The 24,190-nt window shown below is 74.7% G+C and carries 19 protein-coding genes and 1 riboswitch; of the genes, 9 read left to right on the top strand and 10 right to left on the bottom strand.

Annotation, left to right across the window (positions count from 1 at the left end):
- Positions 1 to 61: 61 nt before the first annotated feature.
- From AB0J08_RS11730 to AB0J08_RS11740, 3 genes are all read right to left on the bottom strand, one after another.
- Positions 62 to 439, bottom strand: coding sequence for a hypothetical protein (locus AB0J08_RS11730; protein WP_360630842.1), 378 nt, complete (start codon positions 437 to 439; stop codon positions 62 to 64).
- Positions 436 to 2,199 carry a glycosyltransferase gene (locus AB0J08_RS11735; RefSeq protein WP_360630845.1) on the bottom strand — a complete coding sequence of 588 codons (1,764 nt, stop codon included), beginning with the start codon at positions 2,197 to 2,199 and terminating at the stop codon, positions 436 to 438. Before AB0J08_RS11735 ends, AB0J08_RS11730 begins: the two co-directional genes overlap by 4 nt.
- A 172-nt stretch (positions 2,200 to 2,371) precedes the next feature.
- Positions 2,372 to 3,592: an NAD(P)-binding domain-containing protein gene (locus AB0J08_RS11740; protein WP_360630848.1), complete on the bottom strand. Its 1,221-nt coding sequence runs from the start codon at positions 3,590 to 3,592 to the stop codon at positions 2,372 to 2,374.
- A 243-nt stretch (positions 3,593 to 3,835) separates the two neighbouring features.
- On the opposite strand from AB0J08_RS11740, the gene AB0J08_RS11745 reads away from it, so the two are divergent.
- Positions 3,836 to 5,071: an ATP-grasp domain-containing protein gene (locus AB0J08_RS11745; RefSeq protein ID WP_360630851.1), complete on the top strand. Its 1,236-nt coding sequence runs from the start codon at positions 3,836 to 3,838 to the stop codon at positions 5,069 to 5,071.
- A gap of 29 nt (positions 5,072 to 5,100) precedes the next feature.
- On the opposite strand, the gene ribA is transcribed toward AB0J08_RS11745, so the two are convergent.
- Positions 5,101 to 5,745: a GTP cyclohydrolase II gene (gene ribA / locus AB0J08_RS11750; protein ID WP_360630854.1), complete on the bottom strand. Its 645-nt coding sequence runs from the start codon at positions 5,743 to 5,745 to the stop codon at positions 5,101 to 5,103.
- A gap of 319 nt (positions 5,746 to 6,064) precedes the next feature.
- On the opposite strand from ribA, the gene AB0J08_RS11755 reads away from it, so the two are divergent.
- The 3 genes from AB0J08_RS11755 to AB0J08_RS11765 all read left to right on the top strand — a co-directional run bounded on the left by AB0J08_RS11755 (position 6,065) and on the right by AB0J08_RS11765 (position 8,581).
- Positions 6,065 to 6,937 carry an AraC family transcriptional regulator gene (locus AB0J08_RS11755; protein ID WP_360630857.1) on the top strand — a complete coding sequence of 291 codons (873 nt, stop codon included), beginning with the start codon at positions 6,065 to 6,067 and terminating at the stop codon, positions 6,935 to 6,937.
- 78 nt (positions 6,938 to 7,015) lie between these two features.
- On the top strand, positions 7,016 to 7,519 hold the full coding sequence (locus AB0J08_RS11760) for a DinB family protein (protein ID WP_360630860.1): 504 nt from the start codon (positions 7,016 to 7,018) through the stop codon (positions 7,517 to 7,519).
- Between the two features lie 294 nt (positions 7,520 to 7,813).
- Entirely contained in the window at positions 7,814 to 8,581 is a 768-nt protein-coding gene (locus AB0J08_RS11765) for a VOC family protein (RefSeq protein ID WP_360630863.1), read from the top strand.
- A gap of 23 nt (positions 8,582 to 8,604) precedes the next feature.
- On the opposite strand, the gene lnt is transcribed toward AB0J08_RS11765, so the two are convergent.
- Complete coding sequence (gene lnt / locus AB0J08_RS11770) at positions 8,605 to 10,170, bottom strand: apolipoprotein N-acyltransferase (protein ID WP_360630866.1); 1,566 nt, start codon at positions 10,168 to 10,170, stop codon at positions 8,605 to 8,607.
- A 111-nt stretch (positions 10,171 to 10,281) separates the two neighbouring features.
- Positions 10,282 to 13,896 carry a cobaltochelatase subunit CobN gene (cobN, locus tag AB0J08_RS11775; RefSeq protein WP_360630869.1) on the bottom strand — a complete coding sequence of 1,205 codons (3,615 nt, stop codon included), beginning with the start codon at positions 13,894 to 13,896 and terminating at the stop codon, positions 10,282 to 10,284.
- Positions 13,897 to 14,081: 185 nt separating this feature from the next.
- Positions 14,082 to 14,155, bottom strand: a riboswitch (cobalamin riboswitch).
- Positions 14,156 to 14,297: 142 nt separating this feature from the next.
- Here cobN and AB0J08_RS11780 point away from each other — a divergent pair.
- From AB0J08_RS11780 to AB0J08_RS11800, 5 genes are all read left to right on the top strand, one after another.
- Positions 14,298 to 15,512, top strand: coding sequence for a cobalamin biosynthesis protein CobG (locus tag AB0J08_RS11780; protein ID WP_360630872.1), 1,215 nt, complete (start codon positions 14,298 to 14,300; stop codon positions 15,510 to 15,512).
- On the top strand, positions 15,509 to 16,135 hold the full coding sequence (locus AB0J08_RS11785; RefSeq protein WP_360630875.1) for a precorrin-8X methylmutase: 627 nt from the start codon (positions 15,509 to 15,511) through the stop codon (positions 16,133 to 16,135). The genes AB0J08_RS11780 and AB0J08_RS11785 overlap by 4 nt, the downstream gene beginning before the upstream one ends.
- Positions 16,132 to 17,646, top strand: a complete 1,515-nt coding sequence (locus AB0J08_RS11790) for a precorrin-2 C(20)-methyltransferase (RefSeq protein WP_360630878.1) — start codon at positions 16,132 to 16,134, stop codon at positions 17,644 to 17,646. The genes AB0J08_RS11785 and AB0J08_RS11790 overlap by 4 nt, the downstream gene beginning before the upstream one ends.
- A gap of 251 nt (positions 17,647 to 17,897) precedes the next feature.
- Positions 17,898 to 19,016, top strand: a complete 1,119-nt coding sequence (locus AB0J08_RS11795) for a cobalt-precorrin-5B (C(1))-methyltransferase (protein ID WP_360630881.1) — start codon at positions 17,898 to 17,900, stop codon at positions 19,014 to 19,016.
- Positions 19,017 to 19,158: 142 nt separating this feature from the next.
- Positions 19,159 to 20,688, top strand: a complete 1,530-nt coding sequence (locus tag AB0J08_RS11800; RefSeq protein WP_360630884.1) for a UDP-N-acetylglucosamine 1-carboxyvinyltransferase — start codon at positions 19,159 to 19,161, stop codon at positions 20,686 to 20,688.
- A gap of 150 nt (positions 20,689 to 20,838) precedes the next feature.
- Here the strand turns inward: AB0J08_RS11800 and AB0J08_RS11805 are convergent, their stop codons facing one another.
- From AB0J08_RS11805 to cbiE, 4 genes are read right to left on the bottom strand one after another with little or no spacing between them, the layout of a single operon-like run.
- Positions 20,839 to 21,342, bottom strand: a complete 504-nt coding sequence (locus tag AB0J08_RS11805) for a DinB family protein (protein ID WP_360630887.1) — start codon at positions 21,340 to 21,342, stop codon at positions 20,839 to 20,841.
- Positions 21,343 to 21,381: 39 nt separating this feature from the next.
- Positions 21,382 to 22,143 (bottom strand): cobalt-precorrin-6A reductase, encoded by a 762-nt coding sequence (locus AB0J08_RS11810; RefSeq protein ID WP_360630990.1) that lies wholly within the window; start codon positions 22,141 to 22,143, stop codon positions 21,382 to 21,384.
- Positions 22,131 to 22,892: a precorrin-4 C(11)-methyltransferase gene (gene cobM, locus AB0J08_RS11815; protein ID WP_360630890.1), complete on the bottom strand. Its 762-nt coding sequence runs from the start codon at positions 22,890 to 22,892 to the stop codon at positions 22,131 to 22,133. The genes AB0J08_RS11810 and cobM overlap by 13 nt, the downstream gene beginning before the upstream one ends.
- Positions 22,889 to 24,127 carry a precorrin-6y C5,15-methyltransferase (decarboxylating) subunit CbiE gene (gene cbiE / locus AB0J08_RS11820; RefSeq protein ID WP_360630893.1) on the bottom strand — a complete coding sequence of 413 codons (1,239 nt, stop codon included), beginning with the start codon at positions 24,125 to 24,127 and terminating at the stop codon, positions 22,889 to 22,891. The genes cobM and cbiE overlap by 4 nt, the downstream gene beginning before the upstream one ends.
- Between the last annotated feature and the right edge of the window lie 63 nt (positions 24,128 to 24,190).

Genomic DNA, 24,190 nt, shown 5'->3' on the forward strand with positions numbered 1-24,190 from the left:
GGGCGGGGGCCCCCCCCCGCCCCCGGGCGGGGCGGGGGGGGCCCCCCCCCCCGCCCGGCGCTCACCGACGGGCGGCGGAGCGCTCCCCCGCGCCGCGGGGGAGCGGCGCGAGCACGGCGGCGGTGTCGAGCAGCGCGAGGAGCAGCAGGGCGCGCAGTTCGGTGCGCGCGCCCGCGAGCTGCAACAGCTCGCTCACCAGTGCCGTGCAGGCGAAGCTCCCGGCCACCGTGAGGACGGCGAGCCGCAGCGCGCGTCCGGCGGGGGAGCGCTCCAGCACGCCGCGCTCGGGCGGCAGCCGCAGGGCCAGCGGGAGACCGGGCAACAGCGCCCACGCGAGCCCCAGCACGGTGACGCGCAGGGCGTTCCCGTCCGGCAGTGCGGTCGTCGCGGGCGCGCACCAGGCGAGCGCGAACAGGGCCGCGCGCAGTGCGGGCGTCACGGAGTGCCCCCGGCCGGGGGCCTGGAGTACTCGTACACGACGGCGTCGGGATTGCGGTAGACGGCCCGGAAGCGCGGATCGCCGTCGAGGTTCGCCCGCAGGGTCTCCGGGCCCGAGGGCAGCCAGCCGGTGGCGCGCAAACGGCCCTCCTGGGCCTTGTTGAGCATCAGGAAGGCGGGTGCCTGCCCGGGCGGCAGCAGCCGGTTCAGCGTCTGTGCCGGGTGGGACGCGAAGGTCTCCCGGGCGGAGGCCCCCTGCATGTTGATCCACAGGCGTTGGTACCGGTCGTAGTCGGTGTAGCCGGCCGGGAAGTCCTCGGTGACGCCGGTGATCACGGACCCGGGCGGTGCGTGCTCGAAGAGCCAGCGGGCGGCCCGGACCTCGTCACGGGTGAAGTAGAGCGCGTACTCCTTGCCGAGGTAGCTCAGGGCGAATCCCGCGAAGAGGACGAGCAGCAGGGCCGGCAGCGCGGCCGCCCGCAGCCGCGACCGCGAGGCGGGCCGGAACAGCAGGGCCGTCATCGCGAAGGCCGTGGCGGGCAGCGCGAACATGTAGGCGCGAAAGAGCATCTCGCCGTCGTAGCTGTTGCCGGCCAGCATCGGCAGCGGGGCCACCGCGAGCAGGGGCAGCGCACCGCGCCGCAGCGCCGGCCGCCGCACGACCGCCAGTGCGGCGAGCAGCCACACCAGGGCGGACAGGACGCGGTCCGTCCAGGCCACCAGGACCTGCCCCGGTGAAGCGACGGAGAGGTCGATCAGGGCCGAGCTGGCGTTCCCGCCGGGCTGGGTGAGGCCCTCGGCGAGCTGGCGGAGGTTCTGCGACAGGAACGGACGGGCCACGGTGAGGTCCCACGCCGCCGTCAGCGCGATCGTGGCCAGCAGGATGGGCAGGACGACCCGCCGGTTGCGGCGCGGTACCGCGAGCAACGCCAGGCTGCAGATCAGCATCAGCGGGGTCAGCGGGTGCGCGCAGACGATCGCGGCCACCGGCAGGAGCAGGAACAGCAGTGTCCAGCGGGTCCGGTGGTCGCCGACCGCCGGTCGGCGGCGGCCGCGAGGTCCGGAGGCCGTCAACGGGTGGGCTCCCCGGGTGTCCCCGTCCCCCGGGAGGCCCAACGGACGGGGCAGGCACCGGACGACGGTCGCGATCACGGCGAGGTACAGCAGAAAGGTGAAGGTCTGGGCGGAGAAGTAGTCCTGGGTGACCCAGTAGCAGCAGTAGAACACCCAGGCCGCCGCCCAGGTGAGCCGACGGCTGCGGGAGAACGAGCGGTAGAGCATCACCAGCGGTGCGAGCAGCAGGGCGTCGGCGACCGGCGGGGCCCAGGGCGCGTAGGAGAGCGCGGACGGCAGCCCGGTGGCCCTGACGACCACGGCGTTCAGGGAGAAGAAGCCGGGCCACTCGGTGTAGACGTCGAGACCGTGGTCGTGCGCCACGGGCAGGGTGCCCGCCCTCAGCAGCACGTCGACCATGGCCACGTGCTTCCAGGCCCAGGCGTTGCTGAGTTGCGAATACATCAGCGGGGCGCTGGCGTGCATCACCCCGATCAGGGCCAGCAGATAGCCCGCGTACAGCCACCCGGGTGTCCGGCGGTCCCGGAGCGCCACGCAGAAACCGACGGTGAGCACCACCACGGCGACCCAGAACGTCACCGGGAGCACCTCGACCAGGCCCAGGTCGCCCATCTCGTCCAGCGCGACGTGACCCAGCGAGAGCAGCCACAGCACGACGGCCGCCGGCAGCGCGGCCAGGGGGAACACACGTCCGAGGCGGCTTCTCGACCGCCGCGCCCTGATGGTGGCGCCGACGGCGTTCGCCGCGTCCCGGGGCGGAGAACCGTGGTTTCCTAGCTCGGCTTCAGGTTCCATCGTGCAGCGAATATAGCCACGCGATGTCCGAGTCGATGATATTTGTGTGCTTCTGGGGGGTGTGTCATCCCGACCCGGCGATCCCGCCGCTGATCCGCCGGGCGGCGAACCCGGTACCGGCGACGAAGCGCATCACCGGCCCGAAGGTGGCGGCGGCGGTGAGCCCGGCGAAGTACAGTCGGGGGACGGAGGATTCGAAGGCCGCGTTCAGCAGGGGCGCGTTGTTGGTCCGCCGCAGCGCCCGCCGCAGGGCGGGGTCGAGCACCGTGAGCCGGTCCACCTGCACCCGGTAGCCCGTGCCGGCGATGACATGGTCGACCCGAAGGTGCGTGGTGGAGCCGTGGGCATCCGTCAGCACCAGGCGCACGCCGTCGCCGTCCGCCGTCGCCGAGTGCAGGGAGTGCCCGGTGAGCAGCGGAAACCGGCCCTCCACCCGGTCGCGCAGCCACCAGGCTCCCGAAGGCCCGAGCACGGTGCGCACGAAGTGCGTCCGGGTGCGCTCCGGCAGGTGGCGGAAGGCGGCCGGCGCCTGGCTGAAGGCCATCAGGGACCAGCCGGGGCCGAGCAGCGAGACCGGTTTGACGAGGCGGACCGCCAGCGGCCGGTCACCGCCCCGGTCCGCCGCGGGCGGGTACCCGAACAGCAGCTCGGCCCTGCGCGTCACCAGGGTCGGCTCCGCGCCCGCCTCGTACAGCAACGCGGCGAGTTCGAGCGCCGACTGGCCGGCGCCGATCACGGCCACCCGTCGGCCGGCGAACCGCGACGGGTCACGGTGATCGGCGGAGTGCGAGGCCAGGCCCGGTCCCAGCCGGGCCAGCTCGGGCGGCAGGTACGTATGCGGGCCGAACCCGTTGGCCAGAACCACCGAGTGACTGGTGAAGACCTCGCCGGAGTCGAGCTCCAGCCGGAACCCGGCCGGATCCGGTGCGACGGTCCGTACCGTCCGGCGTTCCAGCTCCGGCAGGCACTGCCGCTGGAACCACTGTCCGTAGCCGATGAACTCGTCGATCGGGATGGCGTAGCGGTCCCCGACGGCCGCCTTCCGTTCGGCGGCCCGGAAGTCCGCCAGGCGGTACCGGGCAGCGGGATCGGAGATCGACGACGCACGGGGGGCGGACTTCAGGTACATACCGGCGGGCATCCGCTCGCGCCACGCCTCCATCGGCTCGCCGAGGACGCGTAACGGGACGCCGGAGGCCTTCAGATGCATCGCCGTGGCCAGCCCGTAGGGCCCGGCGCCGACGACCGTGACCGGGACGTCGCAGTGGCGGGACTCGGTTGTCACCGTCGCCGAGGCCGGACGACGATTCGGGAGTCCGGTCATCAAAGCCCCCTACCGCTGGCTGGGAGTTCCCCGGTTTCCAGCGTGCCACGCAGGTGCGATCCCGGCCCGCCGGCGGGCACCTCGGCCTCCGTCCTGGTGGCCGAGGCCGGGGCAGGGCGGAAGAATTGACACGTCCACCCGGGCGCCGCGGCGGCCCGGCCGCCGGCCGCTCCACCCGCGAGGCCGTCCATGCCAGGATCCCCCTTGGAACCGGACCGCGAAGTTCCCGCCTTGCTGGTCAAGGTGGGCCTCTACTCCCCGCACCACGGCGTGGCCGGTGCGATCCGCACGCTGGGGCGGCTCGGAGTCCCCGTCTACGCGATGCTCCAGCGCCGCAGCACCCCGGTGGCGTACTCCCGTTATCTGGCGGGCGCGTTCGTCCGGCCGGTCAGCGGGACGGAGCCGCCGGAACAGCTGGTCGACGGCCTGCTGCGGATCGGCCGGGCGATCGGCAGACCGACCGTGGCGGTCTCCACCGACGACGAGTCGGCGGTGCTGCTCGCCGAACACGCGGACCGCCTTCGCGAGTACTACCTGTTACCGCACGTCGCCCCGGACCTGCCCCGCCGCCTCGCCAACAAGGACGGACTGCACCGGATCTGCCGGGAGCACCGAATCCCGACCCCGGACGCGTGGGCGCCGGCCGGGCACGCCGAGCTGCTGCGGATCGGCCGGGACGTCGGCTACCCGCTGGTCCTGAAGAACCTGGAACCGTACACCCGGCTGCGCGCCCCGGCGGTCGGGCACACGACGCTGGTCCGGAACGAGGCGGAGCTCCTGGCCGCGTGTCCGCGAGGCAGCGAACCGTCGGTCCTGGTCCAGGAGTACCTGCCGCCGGAGCACTCGCAGGACTGGATCACGCACCTGTGCTGCGGGGGCGACGGCGCGGCACCGATCGTCTTCACCGGCCACAAGCTGCGCTCCTGGCCGCCCGGCGCCGGTGTCACCACCCGTGCCCGGGCGGAGGGCAACCCGGAGCTCGCCGGACTCGCGGTGTCGCTGTGCCGCCGGATCGGCTACCGGGGCGTGGCCGACCTGGACTGGCGACTCGACCGGCGCGACGGCCGGTACAAGCTGGTGGACTTCAATCCGCGGACCGGAGCGCAGTTCCGGCTCTTCGAGACGGTCGACGGGCTGGACGTGGTCCGAGCCCTCCATCTGTACCTCACCGGACGTCGGATCCCGCACGGGCCGCAGCTGGCCCGTAGCTTCGGGGTCGGCGAGCTGGACCTGCCGGCCGCCGCCGTCCAGGCCTGGCGGGAACGGTGCCTGCCACCCGACCTGTTGCCCCGTCGCGCCACCGAACGCGGCTGGCTCTGCTGGGACGACCCGGCTCCGGCCGCCGCCGAGGCAGTGCGCTTCACCGGCCTGGTGGCGGGGCGGCTGGGGCGGGCCGCAGGGCGGAGCCTGCCGGGACGAGGTGCCTTCCGGGTGGGCTGACGCCCTCGGTCGGCCCGCGTCGCCCCGCGTCACCCCACCAGGCGGGAGAGCTCGATCGAGTGGCCGGTCCGCTCGACCTTGGCGCGAAGGTAGCGGATGTTGCTCTCGCTCAGGTGCACGCCGGTCGGCACCCGGTGCTCGACCGTGATGCCGAGGCCGGCCAGCTGGGCCGCCTTGTCCGGGTTGTTGCTCAGCAGGTCGATGCCGGTGGCGCCGAGCGCGGTGAGCATCTGGGCTGCGGCGGTGTAGTCGCGCCCGTCCTCGGGCAGGCCGAGCGCGGTGTTGGCGTCGTAGGTGTCGAGGCCGGAATCCTGCAGGGCGTAGGCGTCCAGCTTGTTGTACAGCCCGATGCCCCGGCCCTCCTGCCGCAGGTAGAGCAGGTAGCCGCCGGCCTCGGTGATCCGCTCCACCGACTCGCGCAGCTGCGGCCCGCAGTCGCACCGGTCGGAGCCGAAGACGTCGCCGGTCAGGCACTCCGAGTGCAGCCGCACCAGCGGCGTCCCGCCCTCCGGCGCGCTGCCGAAGGCGAGCGCCACGTGCTCGGCGCCGTCGGCCAGGCCGTGGAAGGTGAAGACCTCGGCCTCCGCGCGGTACCCGTCCGGGAAGGTCAGCGGGATACGCACCCGGGAGCGCACCGTGGCGGTGCCGGGCTGCGTCGGAGCGGGCTGCGGCATGGGCGGGGCCTCCGTTACCGGGGTGATGGTCGGGTCCCGACGGTACTCGGTCGTTCCAATTTGAACAACTGCGTTCCGGGCCGCCCCCGTCGGGACACACGCTGTGACGACGCAGGCTCGCAACACCTCCCGGGGAGCCGCTGTTCCCGCCAAGAACGGCTGGGCCGCCGGGGTCGCGGCCCGGCAGGACCGGAACGCTGCGGACGAGGTCCCCTCCTGTGCCCGCTCCGGGCCCGACCGGAGCGGGCACAGGATGTCGGGTGCGGGAGGGTGGGTCCTTCCTACGGTGGTGATCAGTGAAGGGAAGGACGGGGTCGGGATGCTGGAGCAGGTGAACCAGGCCATGGAGTACGTCGAGGAGCACCTCGACGGGGCGATCGACGCGGCCGAGCTGGCGCGGATCGCGCGGACGTCGGAGTACCACTTCCGGCGGATGTTCTCCGCGCTGGCCGGGATGCCGTTGTCGGAGTACGTGCGCCGCCGGCGGCTGACCGTCGCCGGGGCCGAGGTGCTCGCCGGTGAGCGGACGCTGCTCGATGTGGCGGTCCGGTACGGCTACACCTCGGGCGAGGCGTTCGCCCGGGCGTTCCGGGCGATGCACGGTGTCGGCCCGGGTGAAGCGCGGCGTGGTGGTGTCGCGTTGCAGTCCCAGCCCCGGATGTCCTTCCGACTCGTCGTCGAAGGGAGCAGCAGCATGGAATACCGCATCGTGGAGAAGCCCGCGTTCCGGGTGGTCGGTCGGCGGGCCCGGGTCCCGCTCGTGCATGAGGGGGTGAACCCGGCGATCGCCGAGTTCATCCGGGGGATCGCGCCGGAGGTCGTCGACCGGATCGCCGCCCTCTCGGACCAGGACCCGGACGGCATCGTTTCGGTCACCGAGTTCTTCTCGGACAGCCGGGAGGAGGGAGTCGAACTCGACTACTACCACGCGGTGGTGGCGGATGCGGACACGGACGTGCCGGACGGCCTGGACGTGCGGGAGGTGCCGGCCGGGACCTGGGCCGTGTTCTCCAACACCGGGACGTTCCCGCAGGCGCTCCAGGAGATGTGGCGGGACGTCTACACCCAGTGGTTCCCGTCCAATCCCTACGAGACCCGGCCGGGGCCGGAGATTCTGCGCACGCGCCTCCTGCCCGGCGGTGTCGCCGAGGCGCAGCTGTGGGTCGGCGTGCAGCGGGCCGCCTCCCGGTGAGTCGCTGAGCGGTGAACTCGGCCGGGCCGATGGGAGGTTGACGGTCCCATCGGCCCGGCCGCCTGTTAGGGTCCGCGCATGACGAAGCGTGTGCCCTTCCAAGGGGCGGAGAAGGAGAGCCTGTTCGCGGCTCTCGACCGGCACCGCGAGGCGGTGCTCTGGAAGCTGGAGGGCCTGGACGACGAACAGCTGCGTCGGCCGATGACGGCGTCCGGGACGTCGCTGCTGGGTCTGGTCAAGCACCTCGGCGGGGCCGAACTCGGCTGGTTCTGCCGGACGTTCGGCCGTGCGACCGGTCCACTGCCGTTCGACCTCGACGAGGACGAGCAGTCCGACCTGCGGGTGCGGCCCGACGAGTCCACGGCCGACGTCCTGACCTTCTACGCCCGCGCCCGGGCGAGCGCCGACCAGGTCATCGAGGAGCTGGCGCTCGACGACCTCGGCCGGGCCTGGTTCGGCGACGAGGTGTCGCTGCGCTGGGTGCTGATCCACATGGCGACCGAGACCGCCCGGCACGCCGGCCACATGGACATCGTGCGCGAGCTGATCGACGGGCGGACGGGGGACCACAACCGGGGCTGACGCGCCGGGGGTGGGCCCGGGAGTGCCCGGGTGTGCCCGGGTGCGCCCGCCCTGCCATCGGCCGCGCCCCGCCCGTGTGCCCCCGCCCCGGGCGGGGGCACACGCCCGTTCGGCGCAGCAGCGGCGGACCGGGGCCGGGGCGGGACGCATGCTGGGGCGGGAGGGGCCCAGCCGAGGAGTGGACCGAGGACGGCCAAGGCATTCGGGTCCGTCGACCACGGAGGCGCCGGCGCCGGTCGAGTCCGGACGCGCCCGCGGCACATTGATCCTCGACATCGGCTGGGAGCAGGCGAGATGAAGCAGCAGACAGTGACGGTCGGCGGGCCCTGCTGGGTGGAGCACGGCAGCTCCGACCCGGACGGCGCCAAGCGGTTCTACGGCGAGCTGTTCGGCTGGCAGGCCGAGGAGATCGACGCGCCGCCGGAGGCCGGCGACTACACCTTCATGAAGCTGGACGGCGCGATCGCCGCCGCCGTCGCCCCGCTCTACGGGGAGGGGCAGCCGACGGCCTGGACCGTCTCCTTCGCGGTCGACGACGCGGACGCGTCCGCCGCCAGGATCACCGGCGCCGGCGGGAGCATCGTCGTCGAGCCGACGGAGGCGCTCGGCCTCGGCCGCTTCGTGGTCGCCGCGGACCCGTCCGGCGCGCTGTTCGCGCTCTGGCAGGGGCAGGCACTGGCGGGCGTCGAGGTGCTCAACGCCCCGGGCGCGCTCGGCTGGGTGGAACTGCTCACCCGGGACCCAGACGGCGCCCGGGCGTTCTACCCGGCGGTGTTCGACTGGACGGTCCGCCCCTCCGAGGTCTACCCCCAGTGGGGCCTGGCCGGCGCGGACTTCGGCGGCATGCTGACGATGGACGACCGCTTCCCGCCGCAGGTGCCGCCGCACTGGCTGCCCTACTTCGCGGTCGCGGACGTGGACGTGACCGTCTCCCGGGCCGGCAACCTGGGCGCCGACGTCCTGATGCCGCCCACCTCGATGCCGGACGGGCCCCGGATCGCCGTGCTGCGTGACCCGCAGGGCGCGGCCTTCGCGGTGCACCTGGCCGGGGCGGAGGGCTGAGCCGCTCCGGCAGGCCCCCGGCACTACCCGGCGGCCCGGCTCCCGTCGCGCCCGCGCCGGGCGGCCAGCACCGCGCCGGCCGTCACCAGCAGGGCGGTGACCGGCACGACGTCGCCGATCCGGTCGTACCAGGTCAGCGTGGACGGCGCGGTGAGCGGCAGCCGCACCGTCAGGGCCCCGGTGCGGTCCGTCCCGAACCGGGCCAGTTCACGGCCCTGCGCGTCGAAGGCGGCCGAGACGCCGGTGAGCGAGGCCTGGACGGCCGGGCGGCCGGTCTCGGCGGCGCGGATCGCGGCCAGCGAGACGTGCTGCTCGGGCGCCCAGGTGCCCTGGAAGGTCGAGGTCGAGGACTGGTAGACCAGCACCCGGGCGCCGTCCCGGGCGGCGGTCCGGGACATGTCGGGGAAGGCCGACTCGAAGCAGATCAGTGCCCCGACCGGCAGCGGCGCCCCGGCGCGGTCGGTGACCGGGAGGACGTGGAACGCGCTTCCGGGCGCCCGGTTCTCGCCCGCCGCCCGGCTGACCCCGGCGATCCAGCCCAGCAGCGGGCGCAGCGGGATGTACTCGCCGAACGGCACCAGCCGGATCTTGCGGTAGCGGTCGACCGTCCCGGCGGGGGAGATCAGCACCGCGTCCTTGGAGATCCGCCCGTCGGCCTTGCGGGCGTCCTCGCCGGCCAGGATCTCGGCACCGGTGACGGTGGAGAGCCGGCTCAGCCGGGCCGCGGCGGCCGGGTCGCGGTCGAGGTCGGCGGTGCTGCTGCTCTCGCCCCAGACGATCAGGTCGACCGGCCGCCCGCCCAGGGCGGCGGTGGCGGCGGCACTCGCCTCGAACCGGGCCTGCGGGTCCTCGACGATGCCGGGCTGGACCAGGGCCACGGTGACCGCCCCGGCGCCGGCCGGCGCGGCGCGCAGCGCGAACAGCAGCGGTCCGGCCGCCAGCACCAGCGCGGTGGCCAGGGCCGCCAGGGCGCGCGGTCGCCACCCGGCGGCGGTCAGCACGATCAGCACGCCGGTGTTCACCGCCACGACGGCGGCGCTGACCAGCCAGATCCCGCCCGCCGAGGCCAGCGCCAGGACGGCCGGGTGCTGCCACTGGGTCGCGCCGAGCAGCGCCCACGGACCGCCGAGGGCGTGCCAGGACCGCGCGTACTCGGTGGTGAGCCAGACGGCGGGGACGACGGCCAGGGCGAGCAGTGCGCGCCGGGCGGTCAGCGGCGGGTGCAGCAACCGGTGGACGGCCAGGCCCACCCCGGCCTGCAGCACGCCGAAGACGACCGCGAGCAGCGGCAGCGCCGGCCCGATGGACGGGACCAGCCAGTACATCCCGGTGAGGATGAACCCCGCGCCGAACCACCAGCCCCGGACCGCCGCCTCGCGGGCGCTCGGCGCCCGCTGCATCAGCAGGAGGCCGGGCACCAGCGCGACCCAGGCGAGCGCGGCCGCCCCGGGGGCCGGGAAGGCGAGCACCGGCAGCGCCCCGGCGGCCAGGGCGGCCGACCGGGCGCGGTAGCGGTGGGCCCGGACGGCACGGTCCGGGGCGGTGGGCGCCCCGAGGGCGGGCCGGGGCAGCGTGAGGCGGCGGGACATGCCCCGTATTGTCCGCTTCGGCGCGCAGCGCCACCAGCCGTCCGGTCACTCGAATGGGTGAAAGGACGGCCGGCGGCCCCGGCCGGGCCCGGTGACGGACCTCAGCCCTCGTCAGCCCTCGTCGCCCTCCAGGTCGCCCTCGGTCTCCAGGAAGGCGGCCTGGAGCTGCTCGATCAGCGCCGGGTCGGGCTGCTCCCAGAGGCCGCGCTCGGCCGCCTCCAGCAGGCGCTCGCTGATGCCGTGCAGGGCCCACGGGTTGGCGTCGGTCAGGAACTCGCGGTTGACCGGGTCGAGGACGTACTCCTGGGTCAGCTTCTCGTACATCCAGTCGGCGACGACGCCGGTGGTGGCGTCGTAGCCGAAGAGGTAGTCGACCGTCGCCGCCATCTCGAAGGCGCCCTTGTAGCCGTGACGGCGCATCGCCTCCATCCACCGCGGGTTGACCACCCGGGCGCGGAAGACCCGGGCCGCCTCCTCCGTCAGGGTGCGGGTGCGGACGGTCTCGGGCCGGGTCGAGTCGCCGATGTAGGCGGTCGGGGCCTTGCCGGTGAGCGCGCGCACGGTGGCGACCATGCCGCCGTGGTACTGGAAGTAGTCGTCCGAGTCGGCGATGTCGTGCTCGCGGGTGTCGGTGTTCTTCGCGGCGACGGTGATCCGCTTGTACGCCGTCTCCATCTCCTCCCGGGCCGGCCGCCCGTCCAGGCCGCGCCCGTACGCGTAGCCGCCCCAGACCGTGTACACCTCGGCCAGGTCGGCGTCGGTGCGCCAGTCGCGGCTGTCGATCAGCTGGAGCAGGCCCGCGCCGTAGGTGCCGGGGCGGGAACCGAAGACGCGGACGGTGGCCTTGCGCTCGTCGCCGTGGACGGCGAGGTCGGCCTGGACGTGGGCCCGGACGTGGTTGTCGGCGGCGTCCTCCTCCTGGGCGGCCGCCAGCCGCACCGCGTCGTCCAGCAGCGCGACCACGTGCGGGAAGGCGTCCCGGAAGAAGCCGGAGATGCGCAGGGTGACGTCGATCCGCGGGCGGCCCAGCTCCTCCAGGGAGATCGCCTCCAGACCGGTGACCCGGCGCGAGGCGTCGTCCCAGACCGGGCGCACGCCCAGCAGGGCGAAGGCCTCGGCGATGTCGTCGCCGGCGGTGCGCATCGCGCTGGTGCCCCAGAGCGAGAGCCCGACCGAGGGCGGGCAGACGCCGTCGTTGTCGGCCCGGTAGCGCTCGACGAGGGAGGCGGCCAGCGCCTGGCCGGTCTCCCAGGCGAGCTTGCTGGGCACGGCCTTCGGGTCGACGGAGTAGAAGTTGCGGCCGGTCGGCAGCACGTTGACCAGGCCGCGCAGCGGCGAACCCGAGGGCCCGGCCGGGACGAAGCCGCCGCCGAGCGCGTGCAGGACGGCGTCCAGCTCGTCGGTGGTGGCCGCCAGGCGCGGCACCACCTGGGTGGCGGCGAAGGCGAGCACGTCGGCGACGGCGGCCGGCAGCCCGGCGGCGACCTTCTCGACGGCCTCCGGCGCCCAGTCCTCGGCCTCCATCGCCTCGACCAGGGCGCGCGCCTGCGCCTCGGCCGCGTCGGTGGCGCCCAGCGTCAGCGCGGCCTCGTCCAGGCCGAGCGCCTCGCGCAGACCGGGCAGCGCGCTGACGCCGCCCCAGATCTGCCGGGCGCGCAGGATGGCGAGCACGATGTTGACCCGGTCGGTGCCGGCCGGCGCCTGGCCGAGGACGTGCAGACCGTCGCGGATCTGGGCGTCCTTGATCTCGCAGAGCCAGCCATCGACGTGCAGCAGGAAGTCGTCGAAGCCGTCGTCCTCGGGGCGCTCGTCCAGGCCGAGGTCGTGGTCGAGCTTGGCGGCCTGGATCAGCGTCCAGATCTGGGCGCGGATCGCGGGCAGCTTGGCCGGGTCCATCGCGGCGATGTTGGAGTGTTCGTCGAGCAGCTGCTCCAGCCGCGCGATGTCGCCGTAGGAGTCGGCACGGGCCATCGGCGGGACGAGGTGGTCGACCAGGGTGGCGTGCGCGCGGCGCTTGGCCTGGGTGCCCTCGCCCGGGTCGTTGACCAGGAACGGGTAGATCAGCGGGAGGTCGCCGAGGACGGCGTCCGGGCCGCATTCGGCGGAGAGCGCGGCGGTCTTGCCGGGCAGCCACTCCAGGTTGCCGTGCTTGCCGAGGTGGATGACGGCGTCGGCGCCGAAGCCGCCGTCCTCGCGCGCGGCCGCGATCCAGCGGTAGGCGGCGAGGTAGTGGTGCGAGGGCGGGAGATCGGGGTCGTGGTAGATCGCGACCGGGTTCTCGCCGAAGCCGCGCGGCGGCTGGATCAGCACCAGCAGGTTGCCGGAGCGGATCGCGGCCAGCACGATGTCGCCGTCCGGGTTCTGCGAGCGGTCGACGTAGAGCTCGCCGGGGGCCGGGCCCCAGTGCTCCTCGACGTGCGTGCGCAGGGCCTCGGGGAGGGTGGCGTACCAGCGGCGGTAGTCGGCGGCGGGGATGCGGACCGGGTTGCGGGCCAGCTGGTCCTCGGTGAGCCAGTCCTGGTCGTAGCCGCCGGCCGCGATCAGCGCGTGGATGAGGGCGTCCCCCTCGTGGGAACCCTCGTCGACCGTGTCCAGCCCCGGCAGGTCCGTCCCGAGGTCCATGCCCTCCGCGCGCAGCCGCGCCAGCAGGCGCATCGCGCTCGCCGGGGTGTCCAGGCCCACCGCGTTGCCGACTCGGGCGTGCTTGGTCGGGTACGCGGACAGCACGAGGGCCAGCCGCCGCTCGGCGGCCGGGATGTGCCGCAGCCGGGCGTGCCGGACGGCGGTGCCGGCGACCCGGGCGGCCCGCTCGGGGTCGGCGGCGTAGACGGTGAGGCCGTCCTCGTCCAGCTCCTTGAAGGAGAACGGGACGCTGATCAGCCGGCCGTCGAACTCGGGGACGGCGATCTGGGTTGCGGTGTCCAGCGGGGAGAGGCCGTCGTCGCTGGCCTCCCACTGGGCGCGCGACCAGGTGAGGCAGAGCGCCTGCAGGATCGGGCGGTCCAGGGCGGCCAGCGCGCCGGCGTCCCAGGCCTCCTCGTCGCCGCCGGCCTGCGCGTCGGCCGGGCGGGTGCCGCCGGCGGCCAGCACGGTGGTGACGAGTGTGTCGGCCTCGCCGAGCGCGGCCAGCAGCTCGGGCTCGGCGCCGCGCAGCGAGGCGCAGTAGTACGCCCTGGCCTGCGCGCCCTGGTCCTCGATCGCCCGGCAGAGGGTGTCGACGAAGGCGGTGTTCCCGCTCATGTGGTGGGCGCGGTAGTAGAGCACCGCGACGATCGGGCCCTCGGTCGTCCGGGCCTCGCGCTCCAGCGGGCCCCAGGCGGGGGCGGAGGCGGGCGGGGCGAAGCCGTGGCCGGTGAGCAGCACGGTGTCGGAGAGGAAGGCGCCCAGCTCGGCCAGGTTGGCGGCGCCGCCGTGGGCGAGGTAGGCGTGCGCCTCGGCCGCGATGCCGGCCGGGACGGTCGACAGCTCCATCAGCTGGGCGTCGGGGGCCTGTTCGCCGGTCAGCACGATCACCGGGCGGGGGCCGGCGAGCAGTGCGTCCAGGCCCTCCTGCCAGGCGCGGCGGCCGCCGAGCAGGCGCACCACGACCAGGTCGACGCCCTCCAGCAGGGCGGGCAGCTCCTCGGGCGAGAGGCGGGCCGGGTTGCCGAGGCGGTAGGGGACGGGGCCCTCCGCGGCACGGGCACTGAGCAGGTCGGTGTCGGATGTCGACAGCAGCAGGATCATGCGAAGGCCCTCCCGGCCTCGATGGCGGGCATGGGCACGGGCGACGGCGGGGTCACCCGTGGAGGCACGGGCGACAATGGGGTCGCCTGTGGAGGCACGGGCGACGGCGGGGTCGCGGGCATGCGGCGGCGCATGGCGTCAAGCCTTCCTCGGGGTCCGCGCCCCGGGCCGGTGGAGGACGGCAGGAGTTCCTGGCTTCCACGGCGGTTGAGCCGTGGTCACAGTGGCGGGACCGCACCGGGCTTGCACCGGCTTCCTCCCCTGCGCCGTCGCTGGCGTGCGGGCGGCCGCGGGGCCGCCCGGCAGCATCGTACGGGGTGCGGCTGACCTGGGGGAGAGTGGCCGAGAGTGTGACCCGCGGGACAGCGGCAACCGATCGGATCATCTGTATGCTCGCGGCCATGCCACCGACACCCGACGCGACACCGCCGGGCGCCGCCGTGCCCGACCGGGGCCGCGCGGACGCCTGCCCGGGAGCGCTTCGTCTGCACACCGCCGCCGACGGCGCACTGGCCCGGGTCCGCCTGCCGGGCGGGCTGCTGACGACGGATCAGGCCCGGGCACTGGCCGGGGCCGCGCAGGAGCTGGGCGACGGCGACCTGGAGATCACCTCGCGCGGCAACGTCCAGCTGCGCGGCCTCGCTTCGGACTGCGGCGCCGAACTCGGCGAGCTGCTGCGGGCGGTCGGGCTGCTGCCCTCCGACACCCACGAGCGGGTCCGCAACATCGTCGCCTCACCCGGCCCCGGCGGCGGCTTCGCCGACGTGCGGGCCTGGGCGCGCGAGCTGGACACGAAGCTGTGCGCGAGCCCGTGGGCGGTCGGCCTCTCCGGCAAGTTCCTGTTCGCGCTGGACGACGGCCGCGGCGACGTGGCCGCGCTGAACGCCGATGTGACATTGATCGCAGGCCCGGACGGCACCGCCCTGCTGCGCCTCGGCCGGTCGGCCACCGCGCGCCCGGTGCCCGCCGAGGGTGCCGTGGACGCCGCGCTGGCGGCCGCCCGGGACTTCCTGGACGCGCTGCGCGCCACCGGCCGCGAGGCGTGGCACCTGCGGGAGGTCCCCGACCTGCTGCCGCCGGGCCCGGTGGAGCTGCCGGAGTTCGCCGGTGCACCGCCCCGGCTCGGCGCGGTGCCCGGTGGCCTGTCGGTCGCCCTGCGCTTCGGCTCGGCCTCCTCCGCGCAGTGGCGGGTGCTGATCGACGCCGCCGAGGGGGAGCTGCGGCTCACCCCGTGGCGCGCAGTGGTGCTGCCCGGCGCGTCCGCCGCGCGGCTCGCCGACCTGGCGGGGGCCGGTTTCCGGACCACGCCCGGAGCCGCCTGGGAGCGTGCCACCGCCTGCACCGGGCTGCCCGGCTGCGGGTCGTCCCGGGCCGACGTCCGGGCCGACGCGGCCCGGGCCCTGGAGGCGGCGGGGACGGGCGGTCTGCCGGTGCACTGGTCGGGCTGCGAGCGCCGCTGCGGTCACCCGGCCGGGCGGTGGGTCGACGTGCTGGCGACCGGGCAGGGATACCGGGTGGCGGTGCAGGGTGCCCCGCCGGGGCGGGGCACCGCCGTGGACGTGACGAACGAGGAGACGGCCGAGGCGGTCGCCGAGGCCAGGAGGACCACGAAGTGATCGAGTACGAGAAGGACGGCGCGTCCATCTACCGCCAGTCCTTTGCCACCATCCGGGCCGAGGCCGACCTCGCCGCCCTGCCCGCCGACGTGGCCCAGGTCGCGGTGCGGATGATCCACGCCTGCGGCATGACGGACCTGGTCGAGGACCTGGTGTACTCGCCGGGCGCGGTGGCCTCGGCCCGCGCGGCCCTGCGTGCCGGGGCGCCGATCCTGTGCGACGTCAACATGGTCGCCAGTGGCGTCACCCGCAAGCGGCTGCCCGCCGACAACGAGGTGATCTGCACCCTCACCGACCCGTCGGTGCCCGAACTGGCCCGGTCGATGGGCAACACCCGCAGCGCCGCCGCGATGGAACTGTGGCTGCCCCGGCTGGAGGGCGCGGTGGTCGCCGTCGGCAACGCGCCGACCTCGCTGTTCCGGCTGCTGGAGCTGATCGAGGCGGGCGCGCCGCGCCCGGCCGCGGTGATCGGCGTCCCGGTCGGTTTCATCGGCGCCGCCGAGTCCAAGGAGGCCCTGGCCGCGCACCCGTCCGGCCTGGAGCACCTGGTGGTGCGCGGCCGGCGCGGCGGCAGCGCGATGGCCGCGGCCGCCATCAACGCGATTGCGAGTGTAGAAGAGTGACGTCGACTCAGCAGACCGGCCGGCTGTACGGGGTGGGGCTCGGCCCGGGTGACCCGTCGCTGGTCACCGTCCGCGCCGCCGAACTCATCGGCAAGGCCGACGTGGTGGCCTACCACAGTGCCCGGCACGGCCGGTCCATCGCCCGGTCGATCGCCGAGCGCTATCTGACGGCGGGTCAGATCGAGGAGAAGCTGGTCTACCCGCTCACGGTGGAGACCACCGACCACCCCGGCGGCTACCGCGGTGCGCTGGACGAGTTCTACGAGGAGGCCGCCGACCGGCTGGCCGACCACCTCGACGCCGGCCGCAGCGTCGTCGTGCTCGCCGAGGGGGATCCGCTCTTCTACGGCTCCTACCAGCACATGCACAAGCGCCTCGCGCACCGCTACCCCACCGAGGTGGTCCCCGGCGTGACCTCGGTCAGTGCCGCCGCCGCCCGGCTCGGGCAGCCGCTCACCGAGGCCGAGGAGACGCTCACCGTCATCCCGGGCACGCTGTCCGAGGAGGAGCTGACCGCGCGGATCGCCTCCGCCGACTCCGCCGTCATCATGAAGCTCGGCCGGACCTTCCCCACCGTCCGCCGCGCCCTGGAGCGGGCCGGCCGGCTGGCCGACGCCCAGTACGTCGAGCGGGCCTTCATGGCGGGCGAGCGCACCGGCCCGCTGGCCGACATCGACGCCGACACCGTCCCGTACTTCTCGGTCGCCGTCCTGCCCAGCAAGGTCGCACCGCTGGAGCAGCCGGCCCCGCCGGCCGAGGGTCCCGGCAGCGTGACGGTCATCGGCACCGGTCCGGCGGGCCCGCTCTGGCTCACCCCCGAGGCGCGCGGTGCCCTCGCCACCGCCACCGACCTGGTCGGCTACACCACCTACCTGGACCGGGTGCCCGAGCGCCCCGGCCAGCAGCGCCACGGCTCCGACAACAAGGTGGAGTCCGAGCGCGCCGAGTTCGCCCTCGACCTCGCACGGCGCGGCCACCACGTCGCGGTGGTCTCCTCCGGCGACCCGGGCGTCTTCGCGATGGCCACCGCCGTCCTGGAGGTCGCCTGCGAGGACGCCTACCGTGACGTCCCGGTCCGGATCGTCCCGGGCATGACCGCCGCCCACGCCGCCGCCTCCCGGGCCGGGGCCCCGCTCGGCCACGACTACGCGGTGGTCTCGCTCTCCGACCGCCTCAAGCCCTGGGAGGTGGTGGCCAAGCGGCTGCGTGCGGCCGCCGAGGCCGACCTCGTGCTCGCCCTCTACAACCCCGGCTCGCAGTCCCGCACCACCCAGGTCGGCCTGGCCCGCGACCTCCTCCTGGAGTACCGCGCTCCCGGCACCCCGGTGGTGATGGCCCGCGACGTCGGCGGCCCGACCGAACGCATCCGCACCGTCCGCCTCGCCGACCTCGACCCCGCCCAGGTCGACATGCGCACCATCCTGCTCATCGGCTCCTCACAGACCCGGGCCGTCGAGCGCGGCAACGGCACCCAGGTCGTCTGGACCCCACGCCGCTACCCGGAGGAGTGAGCACCCCCTCCTCGCGCGGCGCGCCGGAGTGCGAGGTCGGCCCGGCCGACCTCCCACTCCGGCGGTGTGCCGTTCCGCTCACCCTCGCCCCGGTGTCGCCGGACGGCCTCGGCGAACCAGTCGGGCGCGTGGACGCGGGCCTGCGCCCCGGGGCGGGGCGGACCCACCGCGGGGGAGCGCGGCGGGCCGGGAGAACATGGAGGCCGGCGGGCCGGTCCTGAGGTCCGCACGAGGCGCGAGGAGCGGTCGGCGTGGCTGAGGTCGGTGGGCGGGCCGGGCAGCTGAAGAGCAGTGGGCTGCGGCCCGGGTGGACAACGGGCGCCTGCGCGACGGCGGCCGCCAAGGCGGCGTACCAGGCCCTGCTGACGGGCGCGTTCCCCGAACCGGTGGTGATCACCCTGCCGAAGGGGCAGCGGCCCGGGTTCGCGCTGGCGGCGCAGGAGCGGACGGGCGACCGGGCGATGGCCGGGGTGGTGAAGGACGCCGGGGACGATCCGGACGTGACGCACGGCGCGCTGATCCGCTCGACGGTGTGGGCGGGGGAGCCGGGCAGCGGGGTGGTGTTCCGGGCCGGACCGGGCGTCGGGACGGTCACCAAGGCCGGGCTGCCGCTGGCCGTCGGCGAGCCGGCCGTCAATCCGGTGCCCCGGCAGATGATCCGGGACGCGGTCGCCGAGGTGGCGGCGGAGTTCGGCGGCGCCGGGGACGTCGTGGTGGAGATCTCGGTGGACCACGGCGAGGAGATCGCCCGTTCCACCTGGAACCCTCGCCTGGGCATCCTCGGCGGGCTCTCGATCCTCGGCACGACCGGGATCGTCGTCCCCTACTCCTGCTCCGCGTGGATCGACTCCATCCGGCGCGGGGTGGACGTGGCCCGGGCCGCCGGGCGCACCCACGTCGCGGGCTGCACCGGCTCGACCTCGGAGAAGGTGGCCGCCGCCGTGCACGGCCTGCCCGAGGACGCGCTGCTCGACATGGGCGACTTCGCGGGGGCGGTGCTCAAGTACCTGAAGCGCCACCCGGTGCCGCGGCTGACCGTCGCGGGCGGCTTCGCCAAGCTCTCCAAGCTGGCCGCCGGTCACCTGGACCTGCACTCGGCCCGCTCCCAGGTCGACCGGGGCCACCTGGCCGGGCTGGCCCGCGCCGGGGGCGCCGGACCGGAGTTGGTCGCGGCCGTCGCGGCGGCCAACACCGCCCTGGAGGCGATCCAGCTCTGCCGCGCCGCCGGCGTCCCGCTCGGTGATCTCGTCGCCGAGGGGGCCCGGGCGACTGCGCTCGGAGTGCTGGTCGGCTCGCCGGTCGCGGTGGACGTCATCTGCATCGACCGGGCCGGCACGATCGTGGGCCGGGCGGAGCCGCTCGGGCCCTGAGGCGGCAGGGCGCCGGATCCGTAACAGGAGTGTGGCGGTGGTGTGCCGATGCCTCGTCAATCCGGAGCAGAAGTGGACATAAGTGACGCAATGCCCGCCCTGAGTTCCGGTGTCATCTCAAGCATGAGATATCGTCTGGCGAGTGACAGGCGACTACCTCACCCGTATCGGCACCCTCATCCGCACCGCGCGCCAGCACCGTGGTTGGTCCCAGGCCCAGCTCGGCGAGGCCCTCGGCACCAGCCAGAGCGCGGTCAACCGCATCGAACAGGGCAAGCAGAACGTCAGCCTTGAGATGATCGCCCGCATCGGCGAAGCCCTCGACAGCGAGATCGTCTCCCTCGGCTACGCCGGTCCGATGCACCTGCGCGTCGCCGGCGGTGCCCGGCTCTCCGGCGCGATCGACGTCCGCAGCAGCAAGAACGCCTGCGTCGCGATCCTCTGTGCCTCGCTGCTGACCACCGGCCGCACCACGATCCGCCAGGTCGCCCGGATCGAGGAGGTCTACCGGATCCTCGAAGTGCTCACCAGCATCGGCGTCAAGAGCCGCTGGACCAACGAGGGCCGCGACCTCGAACTCACCCCGCCCGCCGAGCTCGACCTCGCGGCGATGGACGTCGAGGCCGCCCGCCGCACCCGCAGCGTGCTGATGTTCCTCGGCCCGCTGATGCACCGCGCCGACCGCTTCGCCATCCCGTACGCCGGCGGCTGCGACCTCGGCACCCGTACCGTCCAGCCGCACCTGACCGCGCTGCGCCGCTTCGGCCTGGAGGTCGCCACCACCTCCGGCGCGTACCACGCCTCGGTCCAGCCCGGCGCGCCGATGGACCGGCCGATCGTACTGACCGAGCGCGGCGACACCGTCACCGAGAACGCCCTGCTCGCCGCCGCCCGGCACGACGGCGTCAGCGTCATCCGCAACGCCTCCCCCAACTACATGGTCCAGGACCTCTGCTTCTTCCTGGAGCAGCTGGGCGTGAAGATCGAGGGCATCGGCACCACCACCCTCACCGTGCACGGCGTGCCCGAGATCACCCGCGACGTCGACTACACCCCGGCCGAGGACCCGGTGGAGGCGATGAGCCTGCTCGCCGCCGCGGTCGTCACCTCCTCCGAGCTGACGATCCGCCGGGTGCCGATCGAGTTCCTGGAGATCGAGCTCGCGGTGCTTGAGGGGATGGGCCTCGACTACGACCGCACCCCCGAGTACCGGGCCCACAACGGCTACACCCGGCTGGTCGACCTCACCGTGCGCCCCTCCAAGCTGACCGCGCCGGTCGACACCATCCACCCGATGCCGTTCCCCGGCATCAACATCGACAACGTGCCGTTCTTCGCCGCGATCGCCGCGTCCGCCCACGGCACCACGATGATCCACGACTGGGTGTACGACAACCGCGCCATCTATCTGACCGAACTCACCCGGCTCGGCGCGGACATCAAGTTGCTCGACCCGCACCGGGTGCTCGTCCAGGGCCCCACCCGCTGGCGCGCGGCCGAGATGGTCTGCCCGCCGGCGCTGCGCCCGGCCGTGGTCATCCTGCTCGCGATGCTCGCCGCCAAGGGCACCTCGGTGCTGCGCAACGTGTACGTCATCAACCGCGGTTACGAGGACCTCGCCGAGCGCCTGAACTCGATCGGCGCCCAGATCGAGACCTTCCGCGACATCTGACGGACCGTCACCCTGAGGGTCGGCCCCTCCGGTGCTCGGTCACTCTGTCGGCCGGTCTCGTTCGTCCGGGCCGGCCGACAGTCGCGCGGTAGCCGGTAGCCGGTAGCCGGTAGCCGGTGGTGGCCTCCTGGTCGACGCCACCGGCCCCGGCTACTCCCCGGTCACGCCGTCGAGGTGCTCGCGCAGCAGGTCGGCGTGGCCGTTGTGGCGGGCGTACTCCTCGATCATGTGGGTGAGGATCCAGCGGAGCGAGAAGGCCTCCTCGCCGTGGTGTCCGAGAACGTCCAACGACTCGGCGGCGGCGACGAGTTCGCGGGCGTGGTCGCACTCGCGGCGCCAGACGGCGAAGGCCTCCTCGGGGTCGGCGGTGTCGACGTCGAAGTCGGCGAAGCTGCCGTCGGGGTGCTTCCAGAAGCCGGGCCGGGCCTCGTTGTTGAAGGTGTTGCGGAACCAGCCGCGTTCGACCTCGGCGAGGTGGCGGACGAGGCCGAGCAGGGAGAGCCCGGACGGGTGGAGGACGCGCTCGCGGAGCTGTTCGGTGGTCAGCCCGGCGCACTTCATGGCGAGGGTGTCGCGCTGGAAGTCCAGGAAGCTGACCAGGGTGGCGCGTTCGTCGGCGGTCTGCTCGGTCCGGGTGCGCTGTTCGTCTCTCATCGGGCCATCCTGACAGGGCGCAGAACGGCCGTCGCGCGGTTATCGGAGGGTGAGACCGCGCGCGGCCAGCCAGTCCAGGGCCGCCGGCACGGACTCGGCGACCGGCACCCCTTTCGGCACCGCCGGGCGCTCGACGACCACGACCGGCAGGCCGAGTTCGCGGGCCGCGGTGAGCTTGGGGGCGGTGGCGGCGCCACCGCTGTCCTTGGTGACCACGACGTCGATCCGGTGCTCGCGCAGCAGCGCCCGCTCGCCGTCCAGGGTGAACGGGCCACGGTCGAGCAGGACGTCGAGGGCGGCCGGCATCGGCGGCTCGGGCGGGTCGACCGAGCGGGCCAGGAAGTGCAGACCGTCGAGGTGGGCGAAGGCGCCGATGCCCTGCCGGCCCGTGGTGAGGAAGACCCGCCGGCCGAGCCCGGGGAGTACGGCGGCGGCGGCCTCCAGCGACTCCACCGGATGCCAGCGGTCGCCGTCCACCCGCGTCCAGCCGGGGCGGCGCAGCGCCAGCAGCGGGACACCGGTCGCCGCGGCGGCCAGCGCCGCGTTGCGCGACATGACGGCCGCGAACGGGTGGGTGGCGTCGACGACCGCGTCGACCCGCTCCGCGCGCAGCCAGGCGGCGAGCCCGTCCGGCCCGCCGAAGCCGCCGATCCGGACGTCGCCGACGGGCAGCCGGGGCTCGGCGACCCGCCCGGCGAGCGAGCTGGTGACCCTCGGCGGTGCGTCGGCCAGGGCGGTGGCGAGCGCCCGTGCCTCGGTGGTCCCGCCGAGGACGAGCAGGTGGGCCCTCACGCGCCGCAGGGCTCGTGCGGGCGCTCGCGGTCCGCCGAGTAGAGGTGGCTGTCCCGGAACTGCTCGGCGGCCAGCGTCCGGCCGACCAGGATGACGGCGGTGCGGACCACGCCCGCCGCCTTCACCTGCCCGGCGATGGTGGCGACGGTGCCGCGCAGCACCAGCTCGTCCGGGCGGCTGGCCATCGCGACGACGGCGGCCGGGCAGTCGGCGCCGTAGTGCGGCAGCAGCTGCTCGACCACGTCGTCGATGTACCCGGCGGCGAGGTGCAGCACCAGCAGGGCGCCGCTGCGGCCGAGCGTGGCGAGGTCCTCGCCCTCGGGCATCGGGGTGGCGCGCTTGGCGATCCGGGTGAGGATGACGGTCTGACCGACCGTCGGCACCGTCAGCTCGCGCTTGAGCGCCGCGGCCGCGGCGGCGAAGGCGGGCACGCCGGGCACGATCTCGTAGGGCACGCCCACCGCGTCGAGGCGGCGCATCTGCTCGGCGACGGCGCTGAACACCGACGGGTCGCCGGAGTGCAGCCGGGCCACGTCCTGTCCGGCCTCATGGGCGGCGACCAGCTCGGCGACGATCCGGTCCAGGTCGAGCTGCGCGGTGTCGACCAGCCGGGCGCCGGCCGGGCACGCGTCCAGCAGCTCGCGCGGCACCAGGCTGCCGGCGTAGAGGCAGACCTCGGCGCGGGCCAGGATGCGCGCACCGCGCAGGGTGATCAGGTCGGCGGCGCCCGGGCCGGCTCCGATGAAGTAGACGGTCATGAACTCGCTCCTGGATCGGTCGACGGTTTGACGGCGGACCACTGGGTGACCGGCATCGCCTGCCGCCAGCCGGTGAAGCCGCCCACCGGTACGGCGTGCGCGACGGCCAGGCGCAGCAACTCGCCGCCGTGCCGCCGGTACCACGTGGTGAGCAGGGCCTCGGACTCCAGCGTCACGGTGTTGGCGACCAGTCGGCCGCCCGGCGGCAGCGCCGCCCAGCAGGCCTCCAGCAGGCCGGGTGCGGTGAGGCCGCCGCCGATGAACACGGCGTCGGGGACGGGCAGTCCGGCGAGCGCGTCCGGCGCCGGGCCGGTGACGACCCGCAGCCGGGGCACGCCGAGTGCGGCGGCGTTGCGGCCGATCCGTTCGGCCCGGACGGCGCTGCGCTCGACGGTCACCGCCCGGTTGTCGCGATGGGCGCGCAGCCACTCGATCGCGATCGAGCCGGAGCCGCCGCCGACGTCCCAGAGCAACTCGCCGGGTGCGGGGGCCAGGGAGGCCAGGGTGGCGGCGCGGACGTGCCGCTTGGTCAGCTGGCCGTCGCTCTCGTAGGCGGCGTCGGGCAGACCGGGCACCAGGGAGGAGCGGGGGCCGTTGCCCAGCTCGACCGCGATCACGTTCAGCGGGTCGCCGTCGGGGTGCGGCCAGCCGTCCGCCGGGCCGTCCAGCAGCCGCTCGCCGGGGCCGCCCAGCTGCTCCAGCACGCGTAGCCGGGCGGTGCCGAAGCCGCGCGCGGTGAGCAGCGCGGCGACGGCGGCGGGCGTCCGGCTGTCGGCGCTGAGGACGAGCAGCCGGCGGCCGGGGTGCAGGGCGAGTGCCAGGGTGTCCAGGGGGCGGCCGACCAGGCTGACCACCTCGGTGGCCTCCAGCGGCCAGCCGAGCCGGGCGCAGGCGTAGGAGACGGAGGAGGGGTGCGGCAGGACGCGCAGCCGCCCGGCGCCGACGGTCTCGGCGAGGGTGCGGCCGATGCCGTGGAACATCGGGTCGCCGCTGGCCAGCACCGCCACCCGGCGGTCGGTGTGTTCGGCGAGCAGTCCGGGGACGGCCGGGCGCAGCGGGGACGGCCACGGCACCCGCTCGGCGGCGACCTCGTCGGCGGGGAGCAGGGCCAGCTGCCGCGGCCCGCCGATCACGACCTCGGCCGTCCGCAGCACCGCCCGGGAGGTGGCGGCGAGGCCGGGCCAGCCGTCGGCCCCGATCCCGACGACGCTGATCGGGGGAGGGAGGTCGGACACCGGAAGGCTCCTCGGGAACGGGGAAACATGCAGGCGGCAGCCTACCCGCCGCCGCCGGGGCGG

The sequence above is a fragment of the Kitasatospora sp. NPDC050463 genome, from assembly GCF_040655255.1.
GTDB lineage: Bacteria > Actinomycetota > Actinomycetes > Streptomycetales > Streptomycetaceae > Kitasatospora.

What these genes read in the sequence shown, in the direction of transcription:
- ribA (WP_360630854.1), bottom strand. Translation starts at nt 5,745, where the DNA reads ATGCCGCAGCCCGCTCCGACGCAGCCCGGCACCGCCACGGTGCGCTCC.
- AB0J08_RS11755 (WP_360630857.1), top strand. Translation starts at nt 6,065, where the DNA reads ATGCTGGAGCAGGTGAACCAGGCCATGGAGTACGTCGAGGAGCACCTC.
- AB0J08_RS11760 (WP_360630860.1), top strand. Translation starts at nt 7,016, where the DNA reads ATGACGAAGCGTGTGCCCTTCCAAGGGGCGGAGAAGGAGAGCCTGTTC.
- AB0J08_RS11765 (WP_360630863.1), top strand. Translation starts at nt 7,814, where the DNA reads ATGAAGCAGCAGACAGTGACGGTCGGCGGGCCCTGCTGGGTGGAGCAC.
- lnt (WP_360630866.1), bottom strand. Translation starts at nt 10,170, where the DNA reads ATGTCCCGCCGCCTCACGCTGCCCCGGCCCGCCCTCGGGGCGCCCACC.
- cobN (WP_360630869.1), bottom strand. Translation starts at nt 13,896, where the DNA reads ATGATCCTGCTGCTGTCGACATCCGACACCGACCTGCTCAGTGCCCGT.
- AB0J08_RS11780 (WP_360630872.1), top strand. Translation starts at nt 14,298, where the DNA reads ATGCCACCGACACCCGACGCGACACCGCCGGGCGCCGCCGTGCCCGAC.
- AB0J08_RS11805 (WP_360630887.1), bottom strand. Translation starts at nt 21,342, where the DNA reads ATGAGAGACGAACAGCGCACCCGGACCGAGCAGACCGCCGACGAACGC.
- cobM (WP_360630890.1), bottom strand. Translation starts at nt 22,892, where the DNA reads ATGACCGTCTACTTCATCGGAGCCGGCCCGGGCGCCGCCGACCTGATC.